The organism is Hydrogenophaga sp. (genome assembly GCF_018780385.1).
Taxonomy (GTDB): domain Bacteria; phylum Pseudomonadota; class Gammaproteobacteria; order Burkholderiales; family Burkholderiaceae_C; genus Hydrogenophaga.
In genome coordinates this window covers 43,400-66,069 of the sequence record NZ_JADMJO010000025.1, presented here as the reverse complement: position 1 = coordinate 66,069, position 22,670 = coordinate 43,400, and the positions used below count along the sequence as shown (strand labels likewise).

Sequence of the window (22,670 nt, the reverse complement as noted above, 5' to 3'; positions counted from 1 at the left end):
TTGCGAAGCGCCCTACACGGGATGCTTGCATTGCATCGCTGCTCTTCAATAAATCCATCGGCGAAAGGGCCACATTCTTGGAAAACCCGCCGCTCAGGTTTGATGAAGCGAATTGCTGGTCAGGACTGTTTGTGATGAAAGGTCGGCGCCAGTACTGCGACGCGATTGCACCAGGTCTGCCGGATGAACGGGTCGGTGATTGCATACCGTCCGTACCCCTTGCGAACGATGATGTTGCGGTCCTGCAGAAGCTGGGCAGTGCTCTGGACCTGATCGGCGGAGACAGCCCGCCCTACCGCGCCGGAATAAGCACTGAGTGCGGAGGCGGAGAAAAGGCCTTTGGCGTCCTCCTCTGCAAGGGCGATGCGCTCGAAGACGGCACAGGCAAGGACGCCAATTTCCTCGACCTTCGTGATCTCGATATCGGCAGCAGCCTCCATGAGTGTGGTGGCGATGACCGGAAGGTACTGGTCGGCCTCCTGCGGCTGGAATTGCTGCAGGGTGCGCAAAGCGCGCCGCAGTTCCTCGGGGCGGCAGCCGAGTCGGACGAACGACTCGCAGGTCACCGACAGACTGGGGATGACATTGGTGCCTTCACTCAACAGTGTCTCGAGGACAGACTGCACGTAGTCCTCGCCCAGCGTCGGGAAATCGGCAGAGGTTGCGCCCTCGAAGGCGCTTCTACCTTGCACCGTCATTCCCATGACCTGGGCGCGGTGTGATCCGGCCCCAATGAAGATGAAGTGGCCGGGGGTTTGGGGCCGGGCGTTGACGGCATCGCGTGCTGCCTTAAAGGCGTACGTGAGCGCAAGGCCGGCATCTGATGTGTGCATGTGCTGGACCTCATCGACGATGAAGACCAGATCGGTTTTGGCCTGGTCGACGATTTCCGTGGCTGCTTGCGCAATGGTGGCACCTGTGGGGGTGCCAAGGTCGGAGATTTGGAAGTCGAACGTCAAGCCTGCAGCTCGGCCTTGCAGATTCCCTCTCGTGCCTTGCAGACCCTCCAGCGCCGAGCACAGGGCGGCGCGGATGAGTTTGCTGGGTTCTGCGCTGGTATCCGACCACAGGTCCACGTAGATCACAAATGCGCCAGCGTTCTTCAGCGCCGGTGTCAGGTCATGGCGCAGGAAGGTGGTTTTTCCGGTGCGGCGCGGGCCAGATAGGAACAGGCCGGAGCGAAGGCCCTGGTCGAGGATGCCGGGACTCAGCAGCTGCGTGGCAATGTCGAGCGCGAGTTTGGGGCGGTGATGAATGCGGCTCATGGCCAGGCATGTCGGCTTTGAATCTTTGGCCATTCTGCGTAAGTGTGCGAAAGATGGTGGCTGCAACTGCCGCGATCAAGGTCGTTTGATGGAAGGCAGGGTCTCGGTGGTATTTGCCGCTGCAGAGCGCGCTCATAAAAGTGCTGGAGAAGCAGGCAAAAACATCGCGGGACGATAGTCAGTCACTTTCCACTGATCTCGAACCTAGACTGAATACATCCATCCACGCGCCCTGATGAAAACAGATGACTCGTGGAGGCACCCACGGCCGATCAGCGTACCAACTTGCTGAGAACTGCTTCCCTCCTCCACGAGGCCAAATGTCAAGCAACGATGAGAGACTGGGTTCCACGGGAGACAACAGAATGTTCTCAACAAGGCTCAGCCTGTAGCCAAGCGATTCCCACACCCAACGACTTGGCTCAAGTGCTGTGGCGGGGTGATAAGTGCCATGTTCACGAATCTTTGGAACCAAGATCCGTACAGCATTTGTAGCGACTTGCAGTCGTTCAATTCGTTTCATGTGCGGCGTCTTTCTCGGCAGCCTGCCCGGGTTTTCCTGTGGCGAAAAGAAGGGGAACGGATGACATCGCTGACTTGAGATTGATAGTCTTGGCTCCTGTGCATACAAATCGCTTCTGTGAAACGCACATCAAAAAAGCGGCAACTGCGAGAGCTGCCCGTATTGGCCCGACCATTTCGTGCGCCCACCTTGCCTCAACACGGAGCCCAGGATCGAGAGTGCAATGGATCGATCCTCCGGGCATGTTGCCTTGGTCATGGCTTCAGATAGCAGCGCCACTGTCACAGGGCGTTGACTCACCCTCAGCTCTATCCGCTCCCCCTGTGCAATCCTCTGTACCAGCCGGTCCGCCGCCTGGAGCACCTGTCTGCCATGAAGCAGTGACGTCTTCTTCTTGACTCGCTGGCCGCCCCCGCTCAGTGGATACTGGCATGCACTGGCAAGTGCATAGGTGAGTGACAAACCGGCCCCGAGGGACAGCGGTCGAAGCAGCCTCAGCAATGCAAACCCTGCTCCATCAGTGTTCTCGACAGCGGCCTCATCGCGGGCACCTGGGGTCACGAACGCGGACACCCATTGCGCAAACGCCAGCTCAAGCGTCGGTGGCACAACGGACTGCGCCTTCCAACCACGCAAATCTGAGTAGCACTGACACGCCGTCAGGCTCGGCCGGTTCCAGTCCACCGCTTTGTCGCACACCGGGCACCTGTCCGCCAAAAGGCAAGCGTGCCGCGGACAGGCCACCACGAGGACAAAATCCCATTCCGCTCGACAGAAGCCATGCTGCGACATGCACCGGGGACACACTCGCGGACGTCCTCGATTGAGAAAATAGCTCCGGCCGATCTCTTGGCCCGCATACGAGAACCCGGTTTTTGCGGCATCTCTGGAAATGTGCCCCAACGCCTCTGCGAGTTCTCCCTCCGGCGCTCCAAACCATTTGGAAATCCTCGCTGCATCATCTGCATCCAGCGTGTGGAAGCGAGACCGCCCCAATCCGCTTTTGACGAATGGCAAGCCGCGCAACCCATTTTCGGACGCCATCCTCAGAACATAGCCTTGGCCTGATTCACCAGGTCTTACGGTAAGCAGGACCGAAGTACCAGCCAACTCTCCCTAAGACCCTTCACGTAAGACCTAAAAAATCCACCCCGGCCTAGAGCCGGGGTTTTCATTTGGGCTTCGCCTCCAACTATGCAAACTCGCCGAAGCGGCTGGGCGCTCCGACCATGCCAATGTCTGGAGTGCTCATGCCTTTGCAGATAAGAGCGCGAGAAATCCGAACGCGCTGCCCAGAAACGCCCATTGCTGCAGCTGAGGGCTCTCCACGGGTACGCCGTGCGCGTAACGGACGAAGTGCTCGCAGTTGAATTTTGTCCATGAATAACCCTGTACCTGCTTCAGCCGCGCACGCTGCATCACGGTTCCGGGCGGCAGGCCACCGAGATATCCGTCTACCGTTACAGGGCGAGCGGCCGCGAATGTCGATATGCATTGCTCGACGAGCCCACAGCTTTGCGCCGAAAACGACAAGACACCACGCTCCCCGCCAATCCATCGATCACTGAGCAACGCCACATGATCATAGAAACCGCAGTTAACCCGAATGACGGTTCCTGCGGGAAGTGCCCAGATCTTTTGATGGTTTGAAACGGGAATCATGGTATCCTCCTGTTGAACATATTTGCATTAAACGCATACATGCAGGAAAAGTCAATCCCCCCTCAAAAACCGTTGGTCACCTATCCCGCTTTGGTCGGCAAGATATTGGCGCAGCAGCGTGAGGCTCGCGGGATCAAGCAAGGCGATCTCGCAGCAACCCTTGGACTATCGCAGTCCGCCTATTCCAGACTTGAGTCAGGCGACTCCGTACTAAACCTCTCGCAACTCAGGAACGCGGCAACACAGCTCGGCTTGCAGCCTGGCCAAGTGTTGCAGTGGGCCGATCAGTACGAGGCGCGCCTTCGGCAGCAAGGCGTCGATGTGATTTCAGAGAAGCCGGACAATCCAGCAGCGATTGCGATCGGTTTGGGATTGCTTGCTGCGCTGCTGATGAGCGCGCGATAGGTCACACCGGCCACAGAGTAGGGGTACACGCAAGAACGGGACGTTGTGGAATTCAACGATACCGCTTGAGCCGCCTTTTCAGGCTAAGTTCTTGATTTACAAGGACTCTGGGCTAACTTGGGATCGTCTGAGAAACAGAAGTGGTGCCTGGGGCTGGATCGAAAAATCCTCTCCAACCCGCGCCAATGCTCGCTCTCACGAACGTCTCGATTCTCGGGGTACACCTTTGGGTACACAGATCTCGATACGATATTCTACCTAGCCAGGACGGGACGTGAAAGCTGGATTGAACGTCCAGGCGGAAAGCGAAACCGCCTGGCAACCCAGATGTCGCCTAACGCACGGACAGTACCGCTCGTCGCACTGAGTCCGCGCAACTTGGACTTAATCCAAGGTCATTCATCAACTGGAAAAAGCTGTCCGACAAAGCAGATCCGAGCCCGGACGATCGAGCCAACTGTCGAGCGAGCTTGCGCGCCGGCTCAAGGTCACCACTGGTGAAATACGAGGGGTCGCCGACCAGCTCGGCCATCTGGCTTTTGATGCGCTCAGGCAATGCCGCCCCGTGGATGAAATAGCGGAGATGACGGAGAAAGTTTCCGTGTCCAAAGATGTCAACTCCTACAGTGCCGTTGCCTTCGAACACCTGCAGACGGGACTTTCTTCCTCCATTGAGCTCCGGATCGTCAAAGTAGCGCAAACGGCGCTCGGGGATCGCTTTGCGCTGCAAAAGCAACGGCATCAACCTTGCAGCCGCGTCACACGAACGCCGGCCACTGTCATGGGAGTGCCAGTTGAAATCGATTTGTTCAAGAAGGGCAAGCTCTTGTTCGGCCAGTTCGATCGTGCCTATCGTCATTCCTATCTCCCGAGATCCGTTGGCCGTATGCGCGAGTGATACACTGTGCTATGGAGCGCATGCGCTCCATAGCATAACCTATTTAGAAAGGAATTGCAAGAGTAGGGCTATGGTTTGACTGCTAGGCTGGGGCATATATGCCCCAGCCTAGCAGTCAACGAGCTCCCTGTAAACAACGCTTTGACCTGGCTCCTTGGCGAAGATGCGATTTGACTACCCACGGTGCCTATGTTATGCTGTGCAGCGTGAACGCTGCACAGCACAGCGTTACAACACCACATTTCCCATCCCGACTTCGAGGTAAATGGCTTGTAGCCTCGCTTCATCAATGGCATACTTGGCAGCATGCATGCTGCCAAGTACGCCGACCACATTGATTCGCGAGCTCACCCTGTCGGATGAATCGCACTCGAATCCAGATCGCAAAGCCGGACATCGTTCGGCACTTTGACGCGCTTCCCGACCATGTCCTGAAGCCGAAAGAGATTTACGCAATCCTCACGGAACAGCGGGATTTCTGGCGGCTTGCACAAAACACAACTGCTGAACGATTTATCGAATTTCTGGAGAAGCATTCGAAGCTCAAACAGTATGAGTTTCTCTTCCCTCAGCGGGCTGAGAAGTGCTACGTCTGGGACCAAGCCCCTTTGCTCGCCATCTTGCTAGGCCTGAAAAAAGACCTGCACTTCAGCCACTACACGGCGATGCGCGCACACGGGCTGACCGAGCAGTCACCCAAGTCCATCTATCTCACGGACGAACGAACCGCCTCGCATGCAAGCGAACGCGACAGCAAGATCAGCCAGGCAGATATTGACAACGCCTTCAAGAAGCCGGCACGCGCCTCAAGTAACTGGGTGGAATACGACGACAAGAAGATCTACTTGCTGAACGGCGCCGACACCGGCCACCTGGGCGTCGTCACCGAACTGATGACAGACGAAAGCGGGGCCGAGGTCCAAGCCCGGCTGACGAATCTAGAACGCACCTTGATCGACATCACAGTGCGGCCGGTCTATGCGGGCGGCGTCTTTGAGGTGGCAAAAGCGTACGAGCTGGCAAAGGAGCGCGTGTCCATCAACAAGCTGGTGGCGATGCTGCACAAGTTGAGTTTTGTCTATCCCTACCACCAGGCCGTCGGCTATTACCTGCAGCGCGCGGACTACAAGCCTAGCCAGATCGACCTAGTGCGGCGTCTGCCCATGGAGCAAGACTTCTATCTGACGCACGAGATGAACGACACACGCTACGACAGCGACTGGCGGCTACACATCCCAAGCGGGTTTTAGTTTGTTGATCAGGGCCAACGCATAGTCAAAGTAGAAGCGAAACTCCTGGAGGTCGAACCCCGGCGTGACGGTCGCCTCCACTGCGGCGAAACCGGCCCGGTGGAACTCGTACACCTCCGGCACCTTGCCCAGGAACGCCAACGGCACCTTCTTGACCTCGAACATTGACCTCAAGATCTGGGCCACCTTGTCCGTCGTCGGGTCCAGCTTTAGGGTGTCCATCAGCACAAAGATGTCAACGAAGTCCCGGGCGCGAGCGCTGCCGGCACGATCCCGCTTGATGATGGGACCGTATTCGGGCATCTGTTGGCAGATCGCCCGAAGCTTCTCACACACGATCATCACGGGCGAGTACACGTAGATCATGTAGCCCTCGAAGTCGACTGGCTGTTTGTCGTCGACATACTCGAAGCGGCTGATGTCAATCAGGAACTTGGTGCCCAGCCCGAGGTTGACCGCACGCCGGCGCAAGACCTCCAAGTCGTCGCGATGCTCCGCGAACACATCGGCAGTTGCCAGTTTGAATTCGACGGCGTAGCCGCCCCAGAAATGGCGCATGTCCTCGGAAATTGCCCGCGGCTTCTCGATCATGCGGAAGTCGAATACCTCGTACCCACTCGCGCGAAAGTTCTCGGTCAACGCCTTGTGGATACGCGCTTCAGCAGATGCGACGTCATCGCCGAAGTCCTGTTTCAACGAAAAGTCCAGGTCAACTGAGGCGCGCGCGCTGATTTGATGCACCAGGGCCATAGCGTTCCCACCCTTAAGGACCAGTTGCTCTAGCAGCTCATCGTCCGAGAACATCGCCTGAACCGCAAGGACCTTGATCCTGTCCAGCAACGCGGCAGCCTCGGACGTCTTCACATCAGCTTTCTTCATAACAAGGACGGTAGCACAGCCATATCGAAGGTCGGGACGGCCGAAGCATCAGTTGCTTGACGGATCCGGTGTGCGTCCTTGGGGTGGCCAATGCCCGGATGAAGGAAACTTTGAACTCTGGGCGCGATGCACCTTGCACGGAACAACCCGAACGGACAGGATCGTCAACAGATGTAACAATGCAGGGTCAGATAACAACAGCGGATATAGCCGCACACCGGAGGAGATTTTCTTGGACACTGTTAACAACGTCATCGTCCACAAGTTGGTCAAGGAAAAGCATGGCAAAGCAACGGTCGTCGAAAGAAAAGCCGCGCTCAAGGTTACTGATCCCGTAAAGAAATTGATCCTGGCGATTCATGACCTCTATGCGGGCAAGGCCAGCAAAGGATATGGGCGCTTCGAGGCTGATGAGGTTAACTATCCCTCCTCCGCTATTTTGAGAAAAACATTCATCGAGAAAAGCACCGGTTTCCTAGAAGCGTCAAAGCTGCTGTTGAGCGTTCTTTCGGCCAAAGCGGGGGGCGTGCCGCTCGCAACAGGCGGTTATGTCCTCATGGCACAGGTGACCAATGCAGCCCATGTGACTTGGTTTCTAGTCGCCATCATCAACAATGTGGATGGGAGCGTCATTAACGATGAAACCCTTGAGGTCGTAGATGCAATGCACGTTGATCTCAGCAACCTGCGCGTCGCGGGCCGCGTCAATCTCACCGACTGGGAGAAAGCGGATGAAGACATCCGCTATGTCGGCTTCCTCAAGCAGCGTGGCGAGATAGCAGACTACTTCAAGGTCTTTCTCGGTTGCAATGAACTGATCGCCGACACGGAAGAAACCAAGAAATTAGTCAGCGCCCTGAAGAAGTTCGCAAAAGGCCAAGGGCTGGATCAGAAAGCCGAAGAAGATTTTCTGCAGTCAGCTTTCAGCTATTGTGAGGAGCGCAACAAGAACGACGAGCCGTTGAGTCTGGAAGCCCTTTCGAATGTCGCGTGGCCAAACGAACCCAAGAAGCTGCAAGACGCTTTCGTCGAAGATGGCGTGCAGATATCGGACGGTTTTGTGCCGGACGGCCGCAGTATCAAAGCCTTGATGCGAATGAAGTACAAAACCGACTACTGGGCCGTGGATATTGATCGCCACGCTCTATCGCAAGGCTATGCGCATTACAACCAGAAGAAGGGTGAATTAACCTTGCTAAAGCTGCCTGATGGACTGAAGGCAGAGTTGGACCGTGAGATAAAAGATGGCGACTGAGGCAACCTGGGACGACCTGACCCAGGTTGTTCGGGGTCTTGCCAATCGGCAAGACGGGCCTCCTGTTCGTGGAACCTTCTCGATCAGCACAGCATCGGATCTCGCCGCGCTCAAGGCGTGCATTGATGCGCCACACGATGCGCATCTTTTGCTTGCCAACGAAGAGGATCCATCCACATTAGCCGTCGGGCAATCGGTTGAAATTTCGGTTTCGCCCCGGCTTGGCTTTGGTGTGCTCAAAAATGATGTCGGCGATCTGCTTTCTGGGGCTCGCAAAGCGCGTATCAAAGAGCCATCGTTCTTCTTGATGGCCGAGGGAATTTCCAGCAACGATCTCGTCGCGGAAGATCATGTTGTGGCACGTTACCGCACGGTGCTCCGTTTTATTCAAACGCTAAAACGATCGGCTGCGTTTCTGGACGTTGACGAACCAGCACTCATTTTCATCAAGGACGGTAAGTTCGAACTGCCCATTGAATACGGCGCGGATGACCTGAGAAAAATGTCTCTTCCTGTAGTGCGGGAAATTCTGGATCTCATTCCATCTGGCACACATGAGAAACAGTGCGCGTCGATCCTCGCGGAGGCTGTGATCTCTATCACCGAACATCTGTCAGGTGCACAGCGGTTTGGGCACCTACTGGCTAACGCAGGCGAGCTCAAGAAGAAGTTCGAGCAGGGATACCAGTTGTTTGCAGCAGGATTCTCATACGAGAAGGTCAGAGACCAAGTCGAAGCAGCGAGGGTGGAATACAGCGGGAAGATCCATAAGGTTTTCTCGGAGATACAAAACCAACTGCTCGGAATCCCGGTTGCCACGATCATCGTGGCAACCCAGATGAAAGACGCCAAGGCAGTTGGCTACGAGTTTTGGGTCAATACGGCGGTTCTGCTTGGTTGTTGGGTATTTGCCATTCTGATGATCTTCTTGCTGCATAACCAGTCGCATACGCTGGCGGTTCTGCGGGATGAGATTGATCGGCAGAAACGGCAACTCAAGAAAGAATTCGCCGCCGTTGCAGACTCCTTTACCGGAACATTCAACTACCTGTCAAAACGCGCTTTCACGCAACGGGTAATCCTTTGGGTCATCGACGCATTTGTCGTCGGAGGGCTCCTGCTTTCGCATGTGATTTATCTCAAACTCACGCCTCCAGCACGAGATTGGGCTGTAGCCTTTCTCCCCGTTCTTGCACGTTGGTTCTGATAAGTGGCATGAGCCTGGATCCGTGGGCTCACTAGCATGAAGTTTTCACTCCAACGGAGATGCGGCAGAGTTGTTGGTCGGCAACGCTGATCGAGGTCGGAACGCCGAAGCATTCAGGTGCTTGGTGGAGGCGGCGGTGCCGACAGGGTGTCGCTCTTGCGGCTACGCTTGAGGAACTCGCGGTCACGCGCAATGAATGCAGCAAGCATGTGCGGAATCAATGCAACCGCATTGACCGGCACGCCATGCGCCTGGCTGTGCAATTGCGCGTACCGCTCAAGGCTCTGCATCAATTCAGCCGGCAGGGTAACTGTGATCTTGACGCTCTGGGCCTTCGGCAAAGGTCCCAACCGCAGCTTGTTTGTGCTCATTGCGACGATCCCCGCTGGAAGAACAGGGGCTGATACGGTCTCAGCACCAAGTCTTTGCTGACCATCACCCGCATCGGGAAGCCCGGACGGACCGTCAGCGTTGGCTGGATGCTCATGTTGCGCTTCGTGATCTCCTGCCCGACTTGGTTCACCGTCTCTTGCGCGCTCTCACGCCCGGCGATGACGACACGGCTGCCATCGGTGCGACTCTCCGGTGCCGCTAGCTCTGCGCCGATCCCCAGCAGCGTGGACAGCGCAGCGCCGGCCAGGATGCGATCCCAATGCCAATCGACGCCGGGCAAACGATCCAGCGCCACCGACGACGTGTCGGGCAGGATCAACCGCGGCCACACCAGCAGCACACGCCGCTGGCCGAAGGCCACCTGGCTGTCGTAACGGCCGATCAGGCGCGAGCCCTGCGGGATCAGCAGATGGCGGCCCGTGGCGGTGTCGTAAACCGCTTCCGACACGTTGGCGATGACTTGCCCAGGCAGGTCGGAGTTGATCCCCGTCACCAATGCCGCCGCGATGATGGTGCCTGCCATCACCTGGTACGGTGACGCCGGCAACTGCAAGCTGCCGGGATTGCGCGTCGAGGTGTCGCCAGCCTTGGCGATGAACGCATCCTTCTGATCCTGCCGGTTCTGCATGGCCGTTGGATCGGCCGGCTGCGCTGGGGGAGCAGTGAGCCCCATCGGGTTGAACGGCTGATTGCCTGAAGCCAATGCCGGAGGATCAACGATGGTCTGCGCGGCGCCCGGCTTCAGTCCTCCGCCGCTCGCACCGCTTCGGAAAAACACAGACGACCGGGCCGCCTCTTCAGCCGCCAGCCGCTCGGCCTGCGCCGGATCGACGCCACCGCCCGGCGGCCGCGTCTCCATCGGCTGCTGCGCCTTGACGATAGCCGGACCCAGGTCGCCGGGCAGCGGCTCGCCCAACACTGGCGGCCCATGCTTCACGGCGGGCGGAATACCCGCATAGTCCTTCGGCAACTGGTCCAGGTTCTCGGCGCGTGAGACGCGATCGACGTTGTACAGCTCGGTGGCGGGATTGCGCTGGCGCTTGTTCGACTGCAGCGACCACAGGGTGCCGCTGAGCACGGCGGCGGCCAGGACGCCGGCACCGAGAGCCAGCACACGGCGGTTCAAGCGCGTGGCAGGGCGAGGCGAAGCGCGCATGGCTACGGATTCGGGTTCGACCTTCGCGGCAGACGCTGGCGCTGCATCGGGGGATGTTCTCATGTTCAGTTCCTCCGCGTGGCGCCCGCCCCGACTCCATCCGTGCGCTCGATGCGCACCACCTGCGCCTGGTCGCCGCCCAGCCGCAGTTCGGCCGCGCCGAACAGTCGGTCCACAACGTAGTATGGGGAGCGGAAGCGGTAGCGAGCGGCCACCGGCGGCGTCTCCGCTAGCACCCCTTCAACACTGCTCGTTGCAACTCAACTCCCCTGGCAACCCAATGCCGAGGTCCCGGAGAGTTCGAATGATGACTGCCGGAAGAGTGGCGGGCTTTTCATAATATGGAATCATTTGCGCAAGGAGAAAGCGCAGTGACGCGGAAGAGAAGGATGAGTGGCTTTCCGCAACTGCCGCCGCGCGCACTGCTTCCACCTTGGCGCGGGCTGGGCTCTTACAACTTTACTTGTCCGGCTTTTTTCCGTTTTTTAAAAATCACGTCTGCCTAACTAGTATTAGGATGCCGTAAAATTAAACTCAACAAAATATCGATTCCGCGTAGAACTCTGTTTTTGAATGAGAATCATTACATATTTTCCCGAAAACGCTTTGAAAATCAACCACTTGCCTTTCCCGATCCCAACCTCAGAAGCGGGTCCACACGGTGCGTCCGGAGCTTCAAGGTTCGCGTGCGAGAGCTGAACCACCAACGCCCCACCGAGCGCCCTCCGCAAGTTCCATGCAGCATGAGCCCACGCAAAAAAATGCCGATGCCCTGTCAACAGTTCCGGCTCCGCCGGCGTGTGAGGCCCCCGTCGCCAAGCGGGGGCGTGGACGGCCTCGCAAAATCGTCACCCCCCTCCTCCCTTCGCCACCCAAGCTTCCCCGAGGCCGACAGCGTGGCTACCGGGTACCGACGTTTGCCGATCTGGATGAGCTGACTGTCGAAGATTTCTCTTTCGTGCGTGGCGTGGTCAACGGTATGTCAACGAGCGCTGCATACGCCCGCTTCTACGCAAACGTCCACTTTAACTCGCAGGGTGCCCCGCTCGTTCCCCACGGGGCGACTCTCAAGGCGACGTACGATGACCTGGAACAACGCATCCTCGCCACCGCACAGGCCTCCGAGGACAAGCGCCTGCAGCTGGCAGCCTCGGTGCTCGCGGAGTCCATACCGGCTGAAGGCGCGGAGGCCGACAAGCGCGACCTCAATGAGATCTACGAGACTTGGTTCAACAGCCTTCCTTCGGCCGACTATTACGGTGAGGCCGAGCTTCCTGAGCGCTTCCAAGAGTACCTTCTGGACAACGGGATTGAGATTCGAGCGGCGCTCTCCTCCGAGGTCAACCGAGCAGTGATCATTGACCGCAAGGTCAAGGCCATCAACGAGCTCCAGACGATCCTGGCCTACCGTCCGCAACCGGATGCGGCTATATCGGTCTGGCTGGCGGGATCGCTCACCACTGCGCTGGCGCAGATGCAGATCACGACGCTGCGCCAGCTCGTGCAGTTCATCGAAGGTGCGGGGCGCAATTGGCACAGGAAGGTTCCGCGTCTGGGCCCTGTTCGGGCAGCACGACTGCAGGCCTGGCTCACTGAACACGCGGATTCGCTTGGGCGAATTCAATGCACCGGACCTTCGTGGTCACCCTACGCCCCACTCAAAAGCGCGCTGGTGCCTCTGAAGCGGGCCAGCGAGTGCCTGCTGGACCTCATGCCTGAGCCAGGTGGTGCGCTCGCCCTGCCCGCAGCGCATGGAACCGCCCTGGACATCGCCCCCCTCGAACTTCTGCAGGTGCCCGCTCGGCTCGATGGGCAGGATGGTTTGTTCCGCGTACGAGGTCCAAATCTATTCGAAGCAAGGACCGACCTCGATGCCATCACCGTGTGGCTTCGGTCATTTCTTGTGGCCGACAAGATGAGGACGTTCGAGGCGTACCGGCGCGAAGCTGAGCGCTTCCTGATTTGGTGCTACTCGATAGCGCACGTAGCGGTGTCCAGCGTGGCCATTGGCCATGCCCAGGCTTACCAGATCTTCCTCAAAAAAATCCCTGACGAACTTATCTGCGCTGACCGTGTTACTCGGGATGATCCGCGCTGGAAACCGTGGCGTGGCCAGCTGAGCGCAAAGAGCCAAGCGTACGCGCTCACGGTGATCAAGCTGATGTACCAAGCGCTGCTGACGAACGCCTATCTCACAGGCAATCCATTCTCCAGCTTGAAGTCACAGGCTGTCGTGGACAGAGCAATGGACACCTCTCGCTCGCTCGATGAGGGAGATCTGGCCTGGGTAAATCAGCTGCTGGATCGTCGCAAGCAAAGCGCGTCTAAGGTCGAGGGGACGGACGGCGCCACACCGCCCTGCCCGACCCTGATGCAGGCACGCACGCGGCGAGTCGAGTTGCTGATTGAGACACTGCTTCGGACGGGAATGCGTCTGGAAGAAGTGGCAACCAGTAGCGTTTCGAGGATGTTCGCCGCCCACGTAGACGGCAAGGCAGCAGTTGGCGAGTTTGCTTTGCAGGTCATCGGCAAAGGAAATAAGGCGCGCACGATCTACATCCCAGCAGTGATCAAGGATCTGATCGAAGCACACCATCGCGATGTTGAACAACTCATCGAGAAAGCCGAGGGCGCCAACTCCCCCCGTTTAGTCGCCTTTCGTATCGAACGCCCATTGATCGCAACATTGACCGGATTCGCCGCTAATACGAGCAGTACACCACAAAACATCGGGAAAATACCGCTCGGACTTGGCAAGCACGGCATCTACAAAACGCTCAAACAGTTCTTCCGAACTGCAGCACGGCGCGACATTACGGCACTGAGGCGGGAATATAAGGCGATCAAAGCGTCGTTGGACCGCGCCTCGAAACGAGGGGATGCGCAAGAGGTCGCGCGACTGCAGATCGAAATTCGTCGCCTCGACGGAGACTCCAAATTAGCGCACCGGCGGCTCACATTCAGCACACATTGGATGAGGCACACGTTCGCCAAGGAAGTTCTCCTCCGTAATCCCGATGGTGCGGGCCTCAACTACGCACAGAAGGCCCTGGGGCACGCCTCCATCGCAACTACTGGGGCATACCTGAAGCAGGACATTTCGGTCATGGTGAAGGCATTGCGGAAGGTCAACCCACTGGGGCGCTAGGTCTCAAACGGCCCAAGTCTGAAAAACTTTTCCCGGGAAAAGTCCACACAATGAAGCGCCTCGGATCGCGGATGGAGAAGCCATTCGAAGTAAAAGTTCCTCGGAAAAAGTCGCCCTTATGGACGCCCATCACCACTAACCCGCGAGACCGATCCTTCGCAAGTGCGAACTTTTCCCGGGAAAAGTCCCCAGCCCGCCACTCAAAGAAGCTCGAATTTGCCCCCTTACCCCCTCCGTCCGTGCTTTTCCCGGGAAAAGTTTGCAGAAGTGGGCGCAGGTTCAGTCGCCATAAAGCTCCGTTTTCAACACTGCGCCACAGGGCTAAGACGCTATTTCGGGCGTAAGGCATAGGTGCTGGGGCATCTCTCACGAAAACGGTGCTTGGGCTCATATCTCGCACTCCACAGCAACCAGGCACGTAGTTGCAAAAATCGCGAAAAAAGATCAATGGGCATTCTTGAATCTCTTGCAAGTTGTGTGAAAAATAATAGACAATTCACCCGTCATTAAGGAATTTCTATGGGCAAAACTCCGTTCGGTAAAATCGTCACGTTGTTCAATCAAAAAGGTGGGGTCGGCAAGACCACCACCACCTGCCAACTTGCTGGTACGTTCGGCCATCGCGGTTATGACGTACTAGTAGCCGATCTGGACGCACAGCAAACAGCAGCATCTTGGCTCGGTCGGATGGGAGGAAAGAACTTCCCAGCAACGCTGTGGAGTGGCTTTCGATACAAAGACAACACCGCCGCCGAACTAGGGAAGTTGGCGGGTAAATACGACTTGATATTCGTTGATTGCGCGCCAGCAGTAGACCAACCGGGAACCTGGGCATCGCTCCTGGTCAGCGACCTCGCTCTCATCCCGACCAAACTCAGCCCGGCAGATACAGACGCACTCCCTGCAGCCCTTGGGCTTGCCAAGAAGGCTAAACAGACCAGCGGCCTGGACTATCCGGTGCGGACCGTGGCGACCGCGTTCCGTCGGAACCGTGCAGACGAAAAGGCTGCGTTCGAAGCCATCGCGAACGACAAGAACTTTCCCGACTACCCACCACTGAAGCAGGTGCTCAGCGACCGCGTCGCCTTCACTCGTTCGATGCTCTACGGCGCCACCGTGCACTCCATGCCAAACGCCAAGGACGCGATAGCCGAGATCGACGCACTGGCAGACGCTGTAGCCAAACTCCTCAAGATTCCAGCCGAGAGAAAGGTCTGATGCCATGAAGCCAGTTCGCAAAGTCAAGCTCGACAACGTACAAGCCATGCAGGCACACCAGCAGGCCGCTAGCTCAGCGGCGGTGGACAAGTTCGCTGCGGCTGAAGCAATCACCAAGATCCAGCCGAATGGGCTAGCTGGGCCGATGTCGATTCCTCTTGCAGATTTGGTCATGGAGCCCGCACGTGCCACCCTTCCCCGCGCTCCTGTCGTGACCAAAGCGGTACCGTTCGATCTCAACGCCTGTTTGCCAGACGAGATCGTGCGGGTTCCACTCTACTTGATCGACACCAACCCGGTGAGCCCACGCCAGATCTACACCGGGGAGGAAATTGACAAAATTGCCAAAACGCTCCCGAACGGACAGGACGTCGCGGCACATGGCTACGTGGAGGAAGGCCGCATCAAGCTCATCGACGGTGGTACCCGCTTTAGGGCGGCCAAGATCACGGACCGGTCTTACCTGGACGTGAAGATCGAACGAGCGCCCAGAGACAAGCTAGACCTGTTTCGCCGCGCGCGAGAACTCAACGAGCAGCGTTCCGACACGGGTGCTCTCGATTTCGCTTTGAGCCTGCACACGCTGCTCAAGGAAGGTGCCGTGTCGTCCCAGCGCGAGCTCATCGAGAAGGTGGAAGCGCCTGGAGGAGGGCGCCTTTCCGAGGGAACGGTCAGCCAGTACCTCAGGATGGCCCGCATGCCCGAGAAGCTCCAGCGTGCCATGGTGGGCTCCGAGGAGACCTCCACGGCCGCGGCCCTGTATGCCATCGCCACCATGTTCGATGAAAACATGGACGGGGCTCAACAGGAGCAAAGGCAAGAACTCGCTTTTGAGGTGATTGAGGAGGTGAAGCGGCGCAAGCTCAACAAAGCGCAGATCGTCGCCTTGGTGAAGTCGAAGCTCGACGGACCAAAGTCGCGTGATCGCAGCACTGTTCATCCCTTGGCCTTCGGCGCCCACAAAGGGCAAATCAAGATGTTCACCCGCAAGGGAAAGATCGAACTCACGCTCGCGGGCCTCACCGAGTCTGAGATGCCAGAGATGCGCACAGTATTGGTTAAGGCGCTGGAAGACTTCATGGCAAAAAAGGGGGTCGCAAGCACCTGATCAGAACAAGGGGACGCAACTGGATCCGTCCCACAACTGGTCACCTTGGCGTGATAAATGAGTTGAGGCACGGCAAGATCAGGTCTCTACCCCCCTTTGATCGTCCCCTCACAGTGAGCACTCGCTATCCTGGTAGCTTCCCAAAAACGTTAACTACCACGGTTCACCTCTATGGGGACCCTCTCCAACTACTGGAGAACACCCCGTTGTCACCCTCAAAGGTGACCAGCTATGGGAGATCCGTCAATAAAGACCGACGTGCATCCCATAAGTGGTCACCTCACCTCCTCTTTTCGACCGCGCACAGGACCGAGAAGTAACATTTCGCTGAAAAGAGTCCCATAAGTGGTCACCTTGAAGCGTCCAAACCACATTGAGCGCACCAAAAGAGGCGACCTAAGACCGGATTGACCCGCCCAGGCCGAACTCGCACTCCGCCCAAGCCTCCCATAAATGGTCACCTATAGAGCCTCGGACTGTTTCTACCCAGTTTGCAAGGCAGCAGTCAGACTTACCCAAGTTCCCATAACTGGTCACCTTACTGGTTTCCCATGAATGGTCACCATACGTCTAATGGGTATAGGTCACCCAAGCTCAACTGCTTCCCATAACCTTCCACCGTGTCGCGGGGTGTCCCTGGAAACGCAGGTCGAAACGCGGGAGCCAACCAACCAGAAGCATGTCCCATAGATGGTCACCAGCGAATCGCACCCACTCACCGCAGCCAGCATGACTTCCCATAAACGGTCACCTCAAGTACTTCCCATAAACGGTCACCTTGCGGTCCGCTAAGAGGCGTGTACACACCAATACCCGACAAAGCTGCGGGGTTCCCATAACCGGACACCTATTGTGCAAATGCGACACCAGACCACGCAGGTGGGCTGCTCCCAAGCACTGCACCGAGTGCATCCCATAAATGGTCACCTGTGGAGATCTCCCATAGATGGTCACCTATGTCCCAAATCCAGTCACCTTGCGACCCATAGCTGGTCACTCCAATCCCATATCCAATGACCTGGACACCCACAAGTGGTCACCATTGCTCCCATCGATGGTCACCTCAGCACGCTGCAGGCCGCATAAACACTGGGGTTGTGCCAGGCTAAAGGTATTAAAGAGTTCAAAGTGTTTTTCAAAAAAGAACAACGTTGGGGCTGTCGTTGTGACAACCAAACCAACAGCCAAGAATCCCTTCATTGGTGGAAGGCATCTGAATGCGTTTCCACCCTAGAATGCGATTCATGGCAAAACGATCCGACACTCCTCGCACTGCAGTTAGGCAAATTGCCCTGTTCCAAGTGCCTGAAGTGCCCAAGCCTTACAAGAAGGCTGTTCAGGTCGTCCACAGCAAGCCACGGGCACCGATGTCGCTTGTGCAGCGCAAAGTATCCAACAGCTGGCTGAAGAACGCGGTACAGAACAAGCCAGACGAAGAGGGTTGGTGGTCGATCCGCATTGCGGACATGGCTACAGAGATTGGATTCGACTCCAACAACCGCGAGTACTTGCGAGACTCCGCGTTGGAGTTGATGCGCATCGTGTTTGAGTGGGACGTGGTGGCCGTTGAAGGCAAACGTCCCAAGTGGAAAGCCTCCGTTCTATTTCCAGATGTGGAGATGACAGCCGAGGTGGTCCGCTACAGAATCAGCACGCAACTGCGCGACCAAGTGCTAAACCCCGACATGTACGCGATGATCGACATGAATGTGGTGGCGAAGTTCAGACGGGCCTCATCGCTGGCTCTGTACGAGTTCTGTGTCCGTTTCGAGCGCATCGGCAGGACTGCGGAGATTCCTTGGGAGAGCTTCAGGGACATGGTTCTCGGGGAATCCACAGAGGCCAAGTCATACCTTGAGTACAAGTACTTCAAGCAAAAGGTGCTCAAGCCTAGTGTGGCTGAGGTGAACTCACAAGCGGACATTCAGGTTGAACTGATGGAAACCCACGAGGGCCGCCGAATCAAGAACATTTGGTTCACCGTCCACAAACCCGGACCGCCACAGCTTGAAGTGGTGATCGATGACGAGCGAGTGATGAAGCTGGTGGGGGAGATGGTCAACATCGGTCTGCTGCAATCCGAAGCAAAAAGACTGACCACTCAACACCAAATTGAAGAACTGTCCGCTGCGGTCGCGTACGTCAAGCGCAGGATGGCAGACAAGCGCGCGGCGCCTGTGGAAAACCCGGCCGCCTACCTTCGTCAAGCCTTGAAAAACAACTGGGCTATCGTGGACTCGCCTCTTGCCAACGCGGATGCCAAGAAGGCACTCCCTGGACGGAAGGCTTCCGCCGCGGACAAACTCATAGAGCAGTACATGGCCGAGCAGCTAAAACAGGCAGAGGGGTATTTCAATGAACTCGACCCTGCAGACCAAGATGCTTTGATCCAGCGCTACAACGCACAGCAAGAACTTCCGGGCTTGCGGATTGGAGCGAAGCCAGGGAAGGCAGCCAAAACGGCCTACTTCACTTGGGTAGGCCTTCAGACCTGGGGTGAACCTACCCAGTTACAGCTTCTAGAATTCGCCACTGAAAAGCTCATGGGTTAACTGAAAGTAAACCAGATGGGTCTCGTTGCTAATGGTTGTGACGTTGAAGCGTGAGTAGTCTTTCGAATGACTTCGGTTTATGCGGTTGGCTGTTCTGCTATCAGCCAAAACAGGATAGCAACCTGCGAGAGCGATACGTGCGTTCGTGCTGTACCGCTAGTAGCGGAGCAGCACACATAAAGTTTGCCAAGCCAAGCCTATTGTTTGGGGACAGTAAAACCAAAAGGGCGTGCTGCTCAGCTAGCAGTCAAATGCAAAATTTAGTAGGAATCATCCGCGAAGAGGTACCTCCCCCGACGAGGATCGCGTCCCGCGTAGGCGTCGCATGCACCCGTGCTGTACCGCTAATAGCGGAGTAGCACGCATAGCTCCGCTCCGTACTGCTTGAAGAAGGGCCATGCTGCTCCGCTATTAGCGGTACAGCACGCACCAGCTCTGATTCACTGTGCTATCTGGCCTGTTGTCCAGGCTCGAGATGGTGTGTGCTGGTGCCAGTGCTCGATCTCGATCACGCCGTCACTGCTCAGGTCCGGCCAGTGGTTCGTCTCGCTGCAGGCCTTGTAGACGGCCAGACAGTCCTGAAACTTCTTTGCTCCGTTGCTGAGGAATGAGTCGCCGGCGGCCAGCGTGTGCACCGAAAACGGCTCGCTCGTCTCGGCAGCGATGAACACGAACGGCTTGGGGCTGCTGCTGCCCTCAAACAGGGACCGACCCAGCGAATACATGAAGGCCTGCAGGTCGTAGTCGAGCTTTACGGCATCGCGCGAGAACAGGCCCACCGAGGGATGGCGCGTCGACTTCAGATCGAAGTCCAGATCCGGGTGGTAGATGTCCGGACGGATGCGCAGCTGCAGGCCGGTGGTGGGCTCGGCGAAGTAGAGGCTGACCTCGGTCATGGCCTCTTCAATGAACTTGCCCAGCGCACGGCCCTTGTAGAGCGTGTCCTGCACCTTGGCTGCGAGCTGGCGTGCTTTGGAGAAGGTGGGCTCGTCCACCACCAGCTTCATCGCGTTGTTCTCCAGGAACTGCTTGTAGTCCTTGTTGGAGGAGTGAACGATCCCCGGATACACGGCCACCTCCTGACCGGCCAGATGCGGCTGGAGCAGCAAAAGGTGGAGGAGTGAGCCGAAGTCCTTGGCATCGCTGTCCTCACGCCGCGCGGTGAGCGCGGTCTTGAAGTGGGCGGGCGAGATCAGCAGCGGCTTCAGGAGCGAGCAGCTGAGCGCGTCGCGGTCTGCGTGATAGATGTGTGCGGGCAGGGACTCGTACAGCAGGCTCCCCTCGGCATAGCCCGTCATCGGCTGATCTTCCTTGGTGGCGTCGGCCACAAGGTCCAGTACGTCGCTGAAATTCGTGAAGTTGTCCATGGTGTGTCGCTCCGGTGTTTCCTTGATCCATGAAAACACGGCGCGCCTCGATGTCAAGGCCGCACTTGCATATCGCATGAAGAAATACCGCGATCAACGCGGTGCCGACCCATTGTTAGGGGGGCTTGAACAACGAGAAGGCCGTGATACCTTAAACCGGAGGTAGCAAAAAAATGAACACAAACACTCACTGCAATAACTCTGGCATGCACGCACACCCTGTTCTCGTATCGGCTCAGTGGCAAGTTGAGCTCGATGAGGCGATTCGACGCAACGATGACGCCGGCATGTGGGACGTGGTCGCGCGCCAGCCCGACCAGGAAGAAGCCCAGGAGGCGATGGCCACTTTGGTGTCGCGCCTCGCCTTTCGGGTGGACAACCGCCCACGCTTCTCCGAGATGTTTCTGATGCCGGTCATCGCACCCGCAGGCAGCGAACTCATCGGCAACGCCTCCAACTGGAAATCGGCCAGCTTTGCGGTGAGCGAAGCGTTGGACCGGTGGTTGCCCGCCAAAGCATTCAAGACCGTCTTCAACGGCATCCGGCCGTTCGACTGGGTGGGCACATGGCGTCCTGCGGTGCTGCGCAGCCACCTGTACCGCACCATGCCCGGTAACGCCCAGGCCAAGATCACCACGGTCGCAGAGGACATCGACTATCCACCCGAGGCACCGCGTCTGGGCTTCGTCTGCATGGTGCTGACCAGCGACCGCGGCTGGCCAGCGCTGCCCGATCCCAGCACGATGTCCGACAAGCGCCTGCAGGATGTGGTCGGCTACGCCCTGCACCACGTTGAGGACGCGGACATGCCGACGATCCTCACCCCGGACCGGGTGCAGTTCTCCATCACGGACGGCGTGTGTCGCTGGCTCCTCGAACTCGACCAGTCGGTCAAGGTGCTGGGCTGGAGTGTTTCACCCGTGGCCAGTTCTGCCGATGTCATCAAAGTCAGTTTGCGACTCGACAGCCAAGATGTTTCGCTGACCCAGTTCACCTTGCGCAAGCACCAGATCGGGTTGCGCGGTGTGGACGAGATCATGCAGATGCTCATGGCGCTGGCCCCGGTGATGGATGTGGCGCGCGATGGCGGGCTCCCTGCAAAAAGGTCAGCCGAGCGCTCTTGACACTCGAAAGCTTCGTGTTTTCATGGATGAAGCAGATCCCAAAACACACGAAAGCGAACACGCCATGAACCTCAACACCATCGCCATCACCCCCTTCGCACAAGGCATCATCAAGGTCGACAGCGAGGAGGGCGCCTTACCCGGCACGATCAAGACCAAGCCCAGCATGGTTGTCTGCGCTCGCCACCACCAGGCTCCAGCCGAAGGCAGTGCCGACATGCCCAAGCTGGCTGCTCATCCGATTCAGGAAACCCTGCTGGCCACCGACGCGAACAAGCAGGCCGGCGCTCTGGTTGAGATTCCAGTGCGCATGTTCTTCAACCGCCCCGACAAGTCACTCAGCCTGCAGTACAAGGCCTACGCCACCGACACCGGCGCGCCTCTGTGCACGGGCGATGGCAAGGACGCCTCGCGTATCACCGTTGCCGGCGACCACACGCAGACTTTCACCTCCGTTCCATGCCCCGGCGCCGAGGTGTGCGCCTTCGCGCAGGAGTCGGGCGTGGCCTGCCGCCGCCAGATGAAGATGACGGTTCAGATCGAGGGCCAGGACGATTCACTGAGCGTCTTCGAGGTCCGTTCGTCCTCGCTCAACAGCTACCGCGCGCTGGCTGCGCAACTCAGGATGCTCCATCTGCGTTTTGGCGGGCTCCGCCATGTGCCGCTGAAGCTGCAGATGTGGCAAGCCAGCAATGCCGCCAGCCAATACGAAGCGTTCGATTTGCTGCGCCTGTGCATCGATGCTCCATCCGAGGCAGAGGCCATGAAGCAGGCGAAAGTGGCGCGCGAGCAGGCACAGGCCGATGGACTCGTAGACGTGATGGATGAATTGTTCGAGGGCTCGACCAGCAGCGACCCGATGGCGCTGTTCTCCGACGACTTCCAGCTCGTGAGAGACTTCTACGCAGTAGAGCAGCCCGCGCGCCGCCGCACCGCTGACCACGCCATGACGGTCACACCCGCGGGCAAGAGTGGCCCCGTTCACGCCGACACAGCGGGCAACCTGATCGCAGATGCGGTCCGCATGGCCGGTGCCGCGCGACCCGCCGAACTTGAAAGCATGCAAGCATGAGCCAAGCTGACATCACCCGCTTTGTCGTGGGCGAACTGAGTGAACTCGCCGCGTACGGTGCTGTGATCCTGACCGACACCCTCAACGCTAAGGCCAATATCACGGCAAGGGCCTTCAAGACCTATGAGGGCTCTAAGGGAGAGGGCAAGATCAAGACGATCGGGCGCTCCTAAGAAGGGCAGGGGAGT

Annotated in this window: 19 protein-coding genes and 1 pseudogene; 11 read left to right on the top strand and 9 right to left on the bottom strand. The window is 57.9% G+C overall.

What is annotated here, in order from left to right; genetic code table 11:
* Positions 1–119: 119 nt before the first annotated feature.
* The 3 genes from IV113_RS11120 to IV113_RS11115 form a co-directional block, all read right to left on the bottom strand.
* Entirely contained in the window at positions 120–1,265 is a 1,146-nt protein-coding gene (locus IV113_RS11120) for an ATP-binding protein (RefSeq protein WP_291084532.1), read from the bottom strand.
* 652 nt (positions 1,266–1,917) lie between these two features.
* Entirely contained in the window at positions 1,918–2,898 is a 981-nt protein-coding gene (locus tag IV113_RS26240) for a TniQ family protein (protein ID WP_363318606.1), read from the bottom strand.
* 138 nt (positions 2,899–3,036) lie between these two features.
* Positions 3,037–3,450: a hypothetical protein gene (locus IV113_RS11115; protein WP_291084529.1), complete on the bottom strand. Its 414-nt coding sequence runs from the start codon at positions 3,448–3,450 to the stop codon at positions 3,037–3,039.
* Between the two features lie 12 nt (positions 3,451–3,462).
* Between IV113_RS11115 and IV113_RS11110 the strand changes: the two genes are divergently transcribed.
* The gene (locus tag IV113_RS11110; protein ID WP_291084526.1) at positions 3,463–3,855 is read left to right on the top strand and encodes a helix-turn-helix transcriptional regulator; all 393 of its coding nucleotides are present in this window, start codon (positions 3,463–3,465) and stop codon (positions 3,853–3,855) included.
* Between the two features lie 334 nt (positions 3,856–4,189).
* Here the strand turns inward: IV113_RS11110 and IV113_RS11105 are convergent, their stop codons facing one another.
* Positions 4,190–4,714, bottom strand: a complete 525-nt coding sequence (locus IV113_RS11105) for a hypothetical protein (protein WP_291084524.1) — start codon at positions 4,712–4,714, stop codon at positions 4,190–4,192.
* A 398-nt stretch (positions 4,715–5,112) separates the two neighbouring features.
* Here IV113_RS11105 and IV113_RS11100 point away from each other — a divergent pair, with 398 nt between their 5' ends.
* A complete protein-coding gene (locus IV113_RS11100; RefSeq protein ID WP_291084521.1) occupies positions 5,113–6,003 on the top strand; it encodes a hypothetical protein in 891 nt (296 codons plus the stop codon).
* Here IV113_RS11100 and IV113_RS11095 read toward each other — a convergent pair.
* Entirely contained in the window at positions 5,980–6,882 is a 903-nt protein-coding gene (locus IV113_RS11095; protein ID WP_291084518.1) for a nucleotidyl transferase AbiEii/AbiGii toxin family protein, read from the bottom strand. The two genes, IV113_RS11100 and IV113_RS11095, sit on opposite strands and share 24 nt — an antisense overlap.
* 232 nt (positions 6,883–7,114) lie before the next feature.
* Between IV113_RS11095 and IV113_RS11090 the strand changes: the two genes are divergently transcribed.
* Positions 7,115–8,137, top strand: coding sequence for a nucleoid-associated protein (locus tag IV113_RS11090; RefSeq protein ID WP_291084516.1), 1,023 nt, complete (start codon positions 7,115–7,117; stop codon positions 8,135–8,137).
* Complete coding sequence (locus IV113_RS11085; protein ID WP_291084514.1) at positions 8,127–9,344, top strand: hypothetical protein; 1,218 nt, start codon at positions 8,127–8,129, stop codon at positions 9,342–9,344. The genes IV113_RS11090 and IV113_RS11085 overlap by 11 nt, the downstream gene beginning before the upstream one ends.
* A 113-nt stretch (positions 9,345–9,457) precedes the next feature.
* On the opposite strand, the gene IV113_RS11080 is transcribed toward IV113_RS11085, so the two are convergent.
* The 3 genes and pseudogenes from IV113_RS11080 to IV113_RS11070 all read right to left on the bottom strand — a co-directional run.
* Positions 9,458–9,715, bottom strand: coding sequence for a DUF2274 domain-containing protein (locus IV113_RS11080; RefSeq protein WP_291084512.1), 258 nt, complete (start codon positions 9,713–9,715; stop codon positions 9,458–9,460).
* Complete coding sequence (locus tag IV113_RS11075) at positions 9,712–10,962, bottom strand: TrbI/VirB10 family protein (RefSeq protein ID WP_291084712.1); 1,251 nt, start codon at positions 10,960–10,962, stop codon at positions 9,712–9,714. The genes IV113_RS11080 and IV113_RS11075 overlap by 4 nt, the downstream gene beginning before the upstream one ends.
* A pseudogene (locus tag IV113_RS11070) lies at positions 10,959–11,096 on the bottom strand (P-type conjugative transfer protein TrbG); the annotation flags it as partial. The pseudogene IV113_RS11070 and the gene IV113_RS11075, both read right to left, overlap by 4 nt.
* A gap of 533 nt (positions 11,097–11,629) precedes the next feature.
* Here IV113_RS11070 and IV113_RS11065 point away from each other — a divergent pair.
* From IV113_RS11065 to IV113_RS11050, 4 genes are all read left to right on the top strand, one after another.
* Positions 11,630–14,041, top strand: a complete 2,412-nt coding sequence (locus IV113_RS11065; RefSeq protein WP_291084510.1) for a phage integrase family protein — start codon at positions 11,630–11,632, stop codon at positions 14,039–14,041.
* A 519-nt stretch (positions 14,042–14,560) separates the two neighbouring features.
* Positions 14,561–15,259: a ParA family protein gene (locus tag IV113_RS11060; protein ID WP_291084508.1), complete on the top strand. Its 699-nt coding sequence runs from the start codon at positions 14,561–14,563 to the stop codon at positions 15,257–15,259.
* A gap of 4 nt (positions 15,260–15,263) precedes the next feature.
* Positions 15,264–16,367 (top strand): hypothetical protein, encoded by a 1,104-nt coding sequence (locus IV113_RS11055; protein WP_291084505.1) that lies wholly within the window; start codon positions 15,264–15,266, stop codon positions 16,365–16,367.
* A 1,244-nt stretch (positions 16,368–17,611) separates the two neighbouring features.
* Positions 17,612–18,919 (top strand): replication initiation protein, encoded by a 1,308-nt coding sequence (locus IV113_RS11050; protein ID WP_291084502.1) that lies wholly within the window; start codon positions 17,612–17,614, stop codon positions 18,917–18,919.
* A gap of 440 nt (positions 18,920–19,359) precedes the next feature.
* Here IV113_RS11050 and IV113_RS11045 read toward each other — a convergent pair whose 3' ends face one another.
* Complete coding sequence (locus tag IV113_RS11045; RefSeq protein ID WP_291084499.1) at positions 19,360–20,286, bottom strand: PD-(D/E)XK nuclease-like domain-containing protein; 927 nt, start codon at positions 20,284–20,286, stop codon at positions 19,360–19,362.
* 206 nt (positions 20,287–20,492) lie between these two features.
* Here IV113_RS11045 and IV113_RS11040 point away from each other — a divergent pair, with 206 nt between their 5' ends.
* The 3 genes from IV113_RS11040 (at position 20,493) to IV113_RS11030 (ending at position 22,655) form a co-directional block, all read left to right on the top strand.
* Positions 20,493–21,410, top strand: coding sequence for a hypothetical protein (locus tag IV113_RS11040; protein WP_291084496.1), 918 nt, complete (start codon positions 20,493–20,495; stop codon positions 21,408–21,410).
* A gap of 64 nt (positions 21,411–21,474) precedes the next feature.
* Entirely contained in the window at positions 21,475–22,482 is a 1,008-nt protein-coding gene (locus IV113_RS11035; RefSeq protein WP_291084494.1) for a hypothetical protein, read from the top strand.
* Positions 22,479–22,655 (top strand): hypothetical protein, encoded by a 177-nt coding sequence (locus IV113_RS11030; protein WP_291084492.1) that lies wholly within the window; start codon positions 22,479–22,481, stop codon positions 22,653–22,655. Before IV113_RS11035 ends, IV113_RS11030 begins: the two co-directional genes overlap by 4 nt.
* The last annotated feature ends 15 nt before the right edge of the window (positions 22,656–22,670 follow it).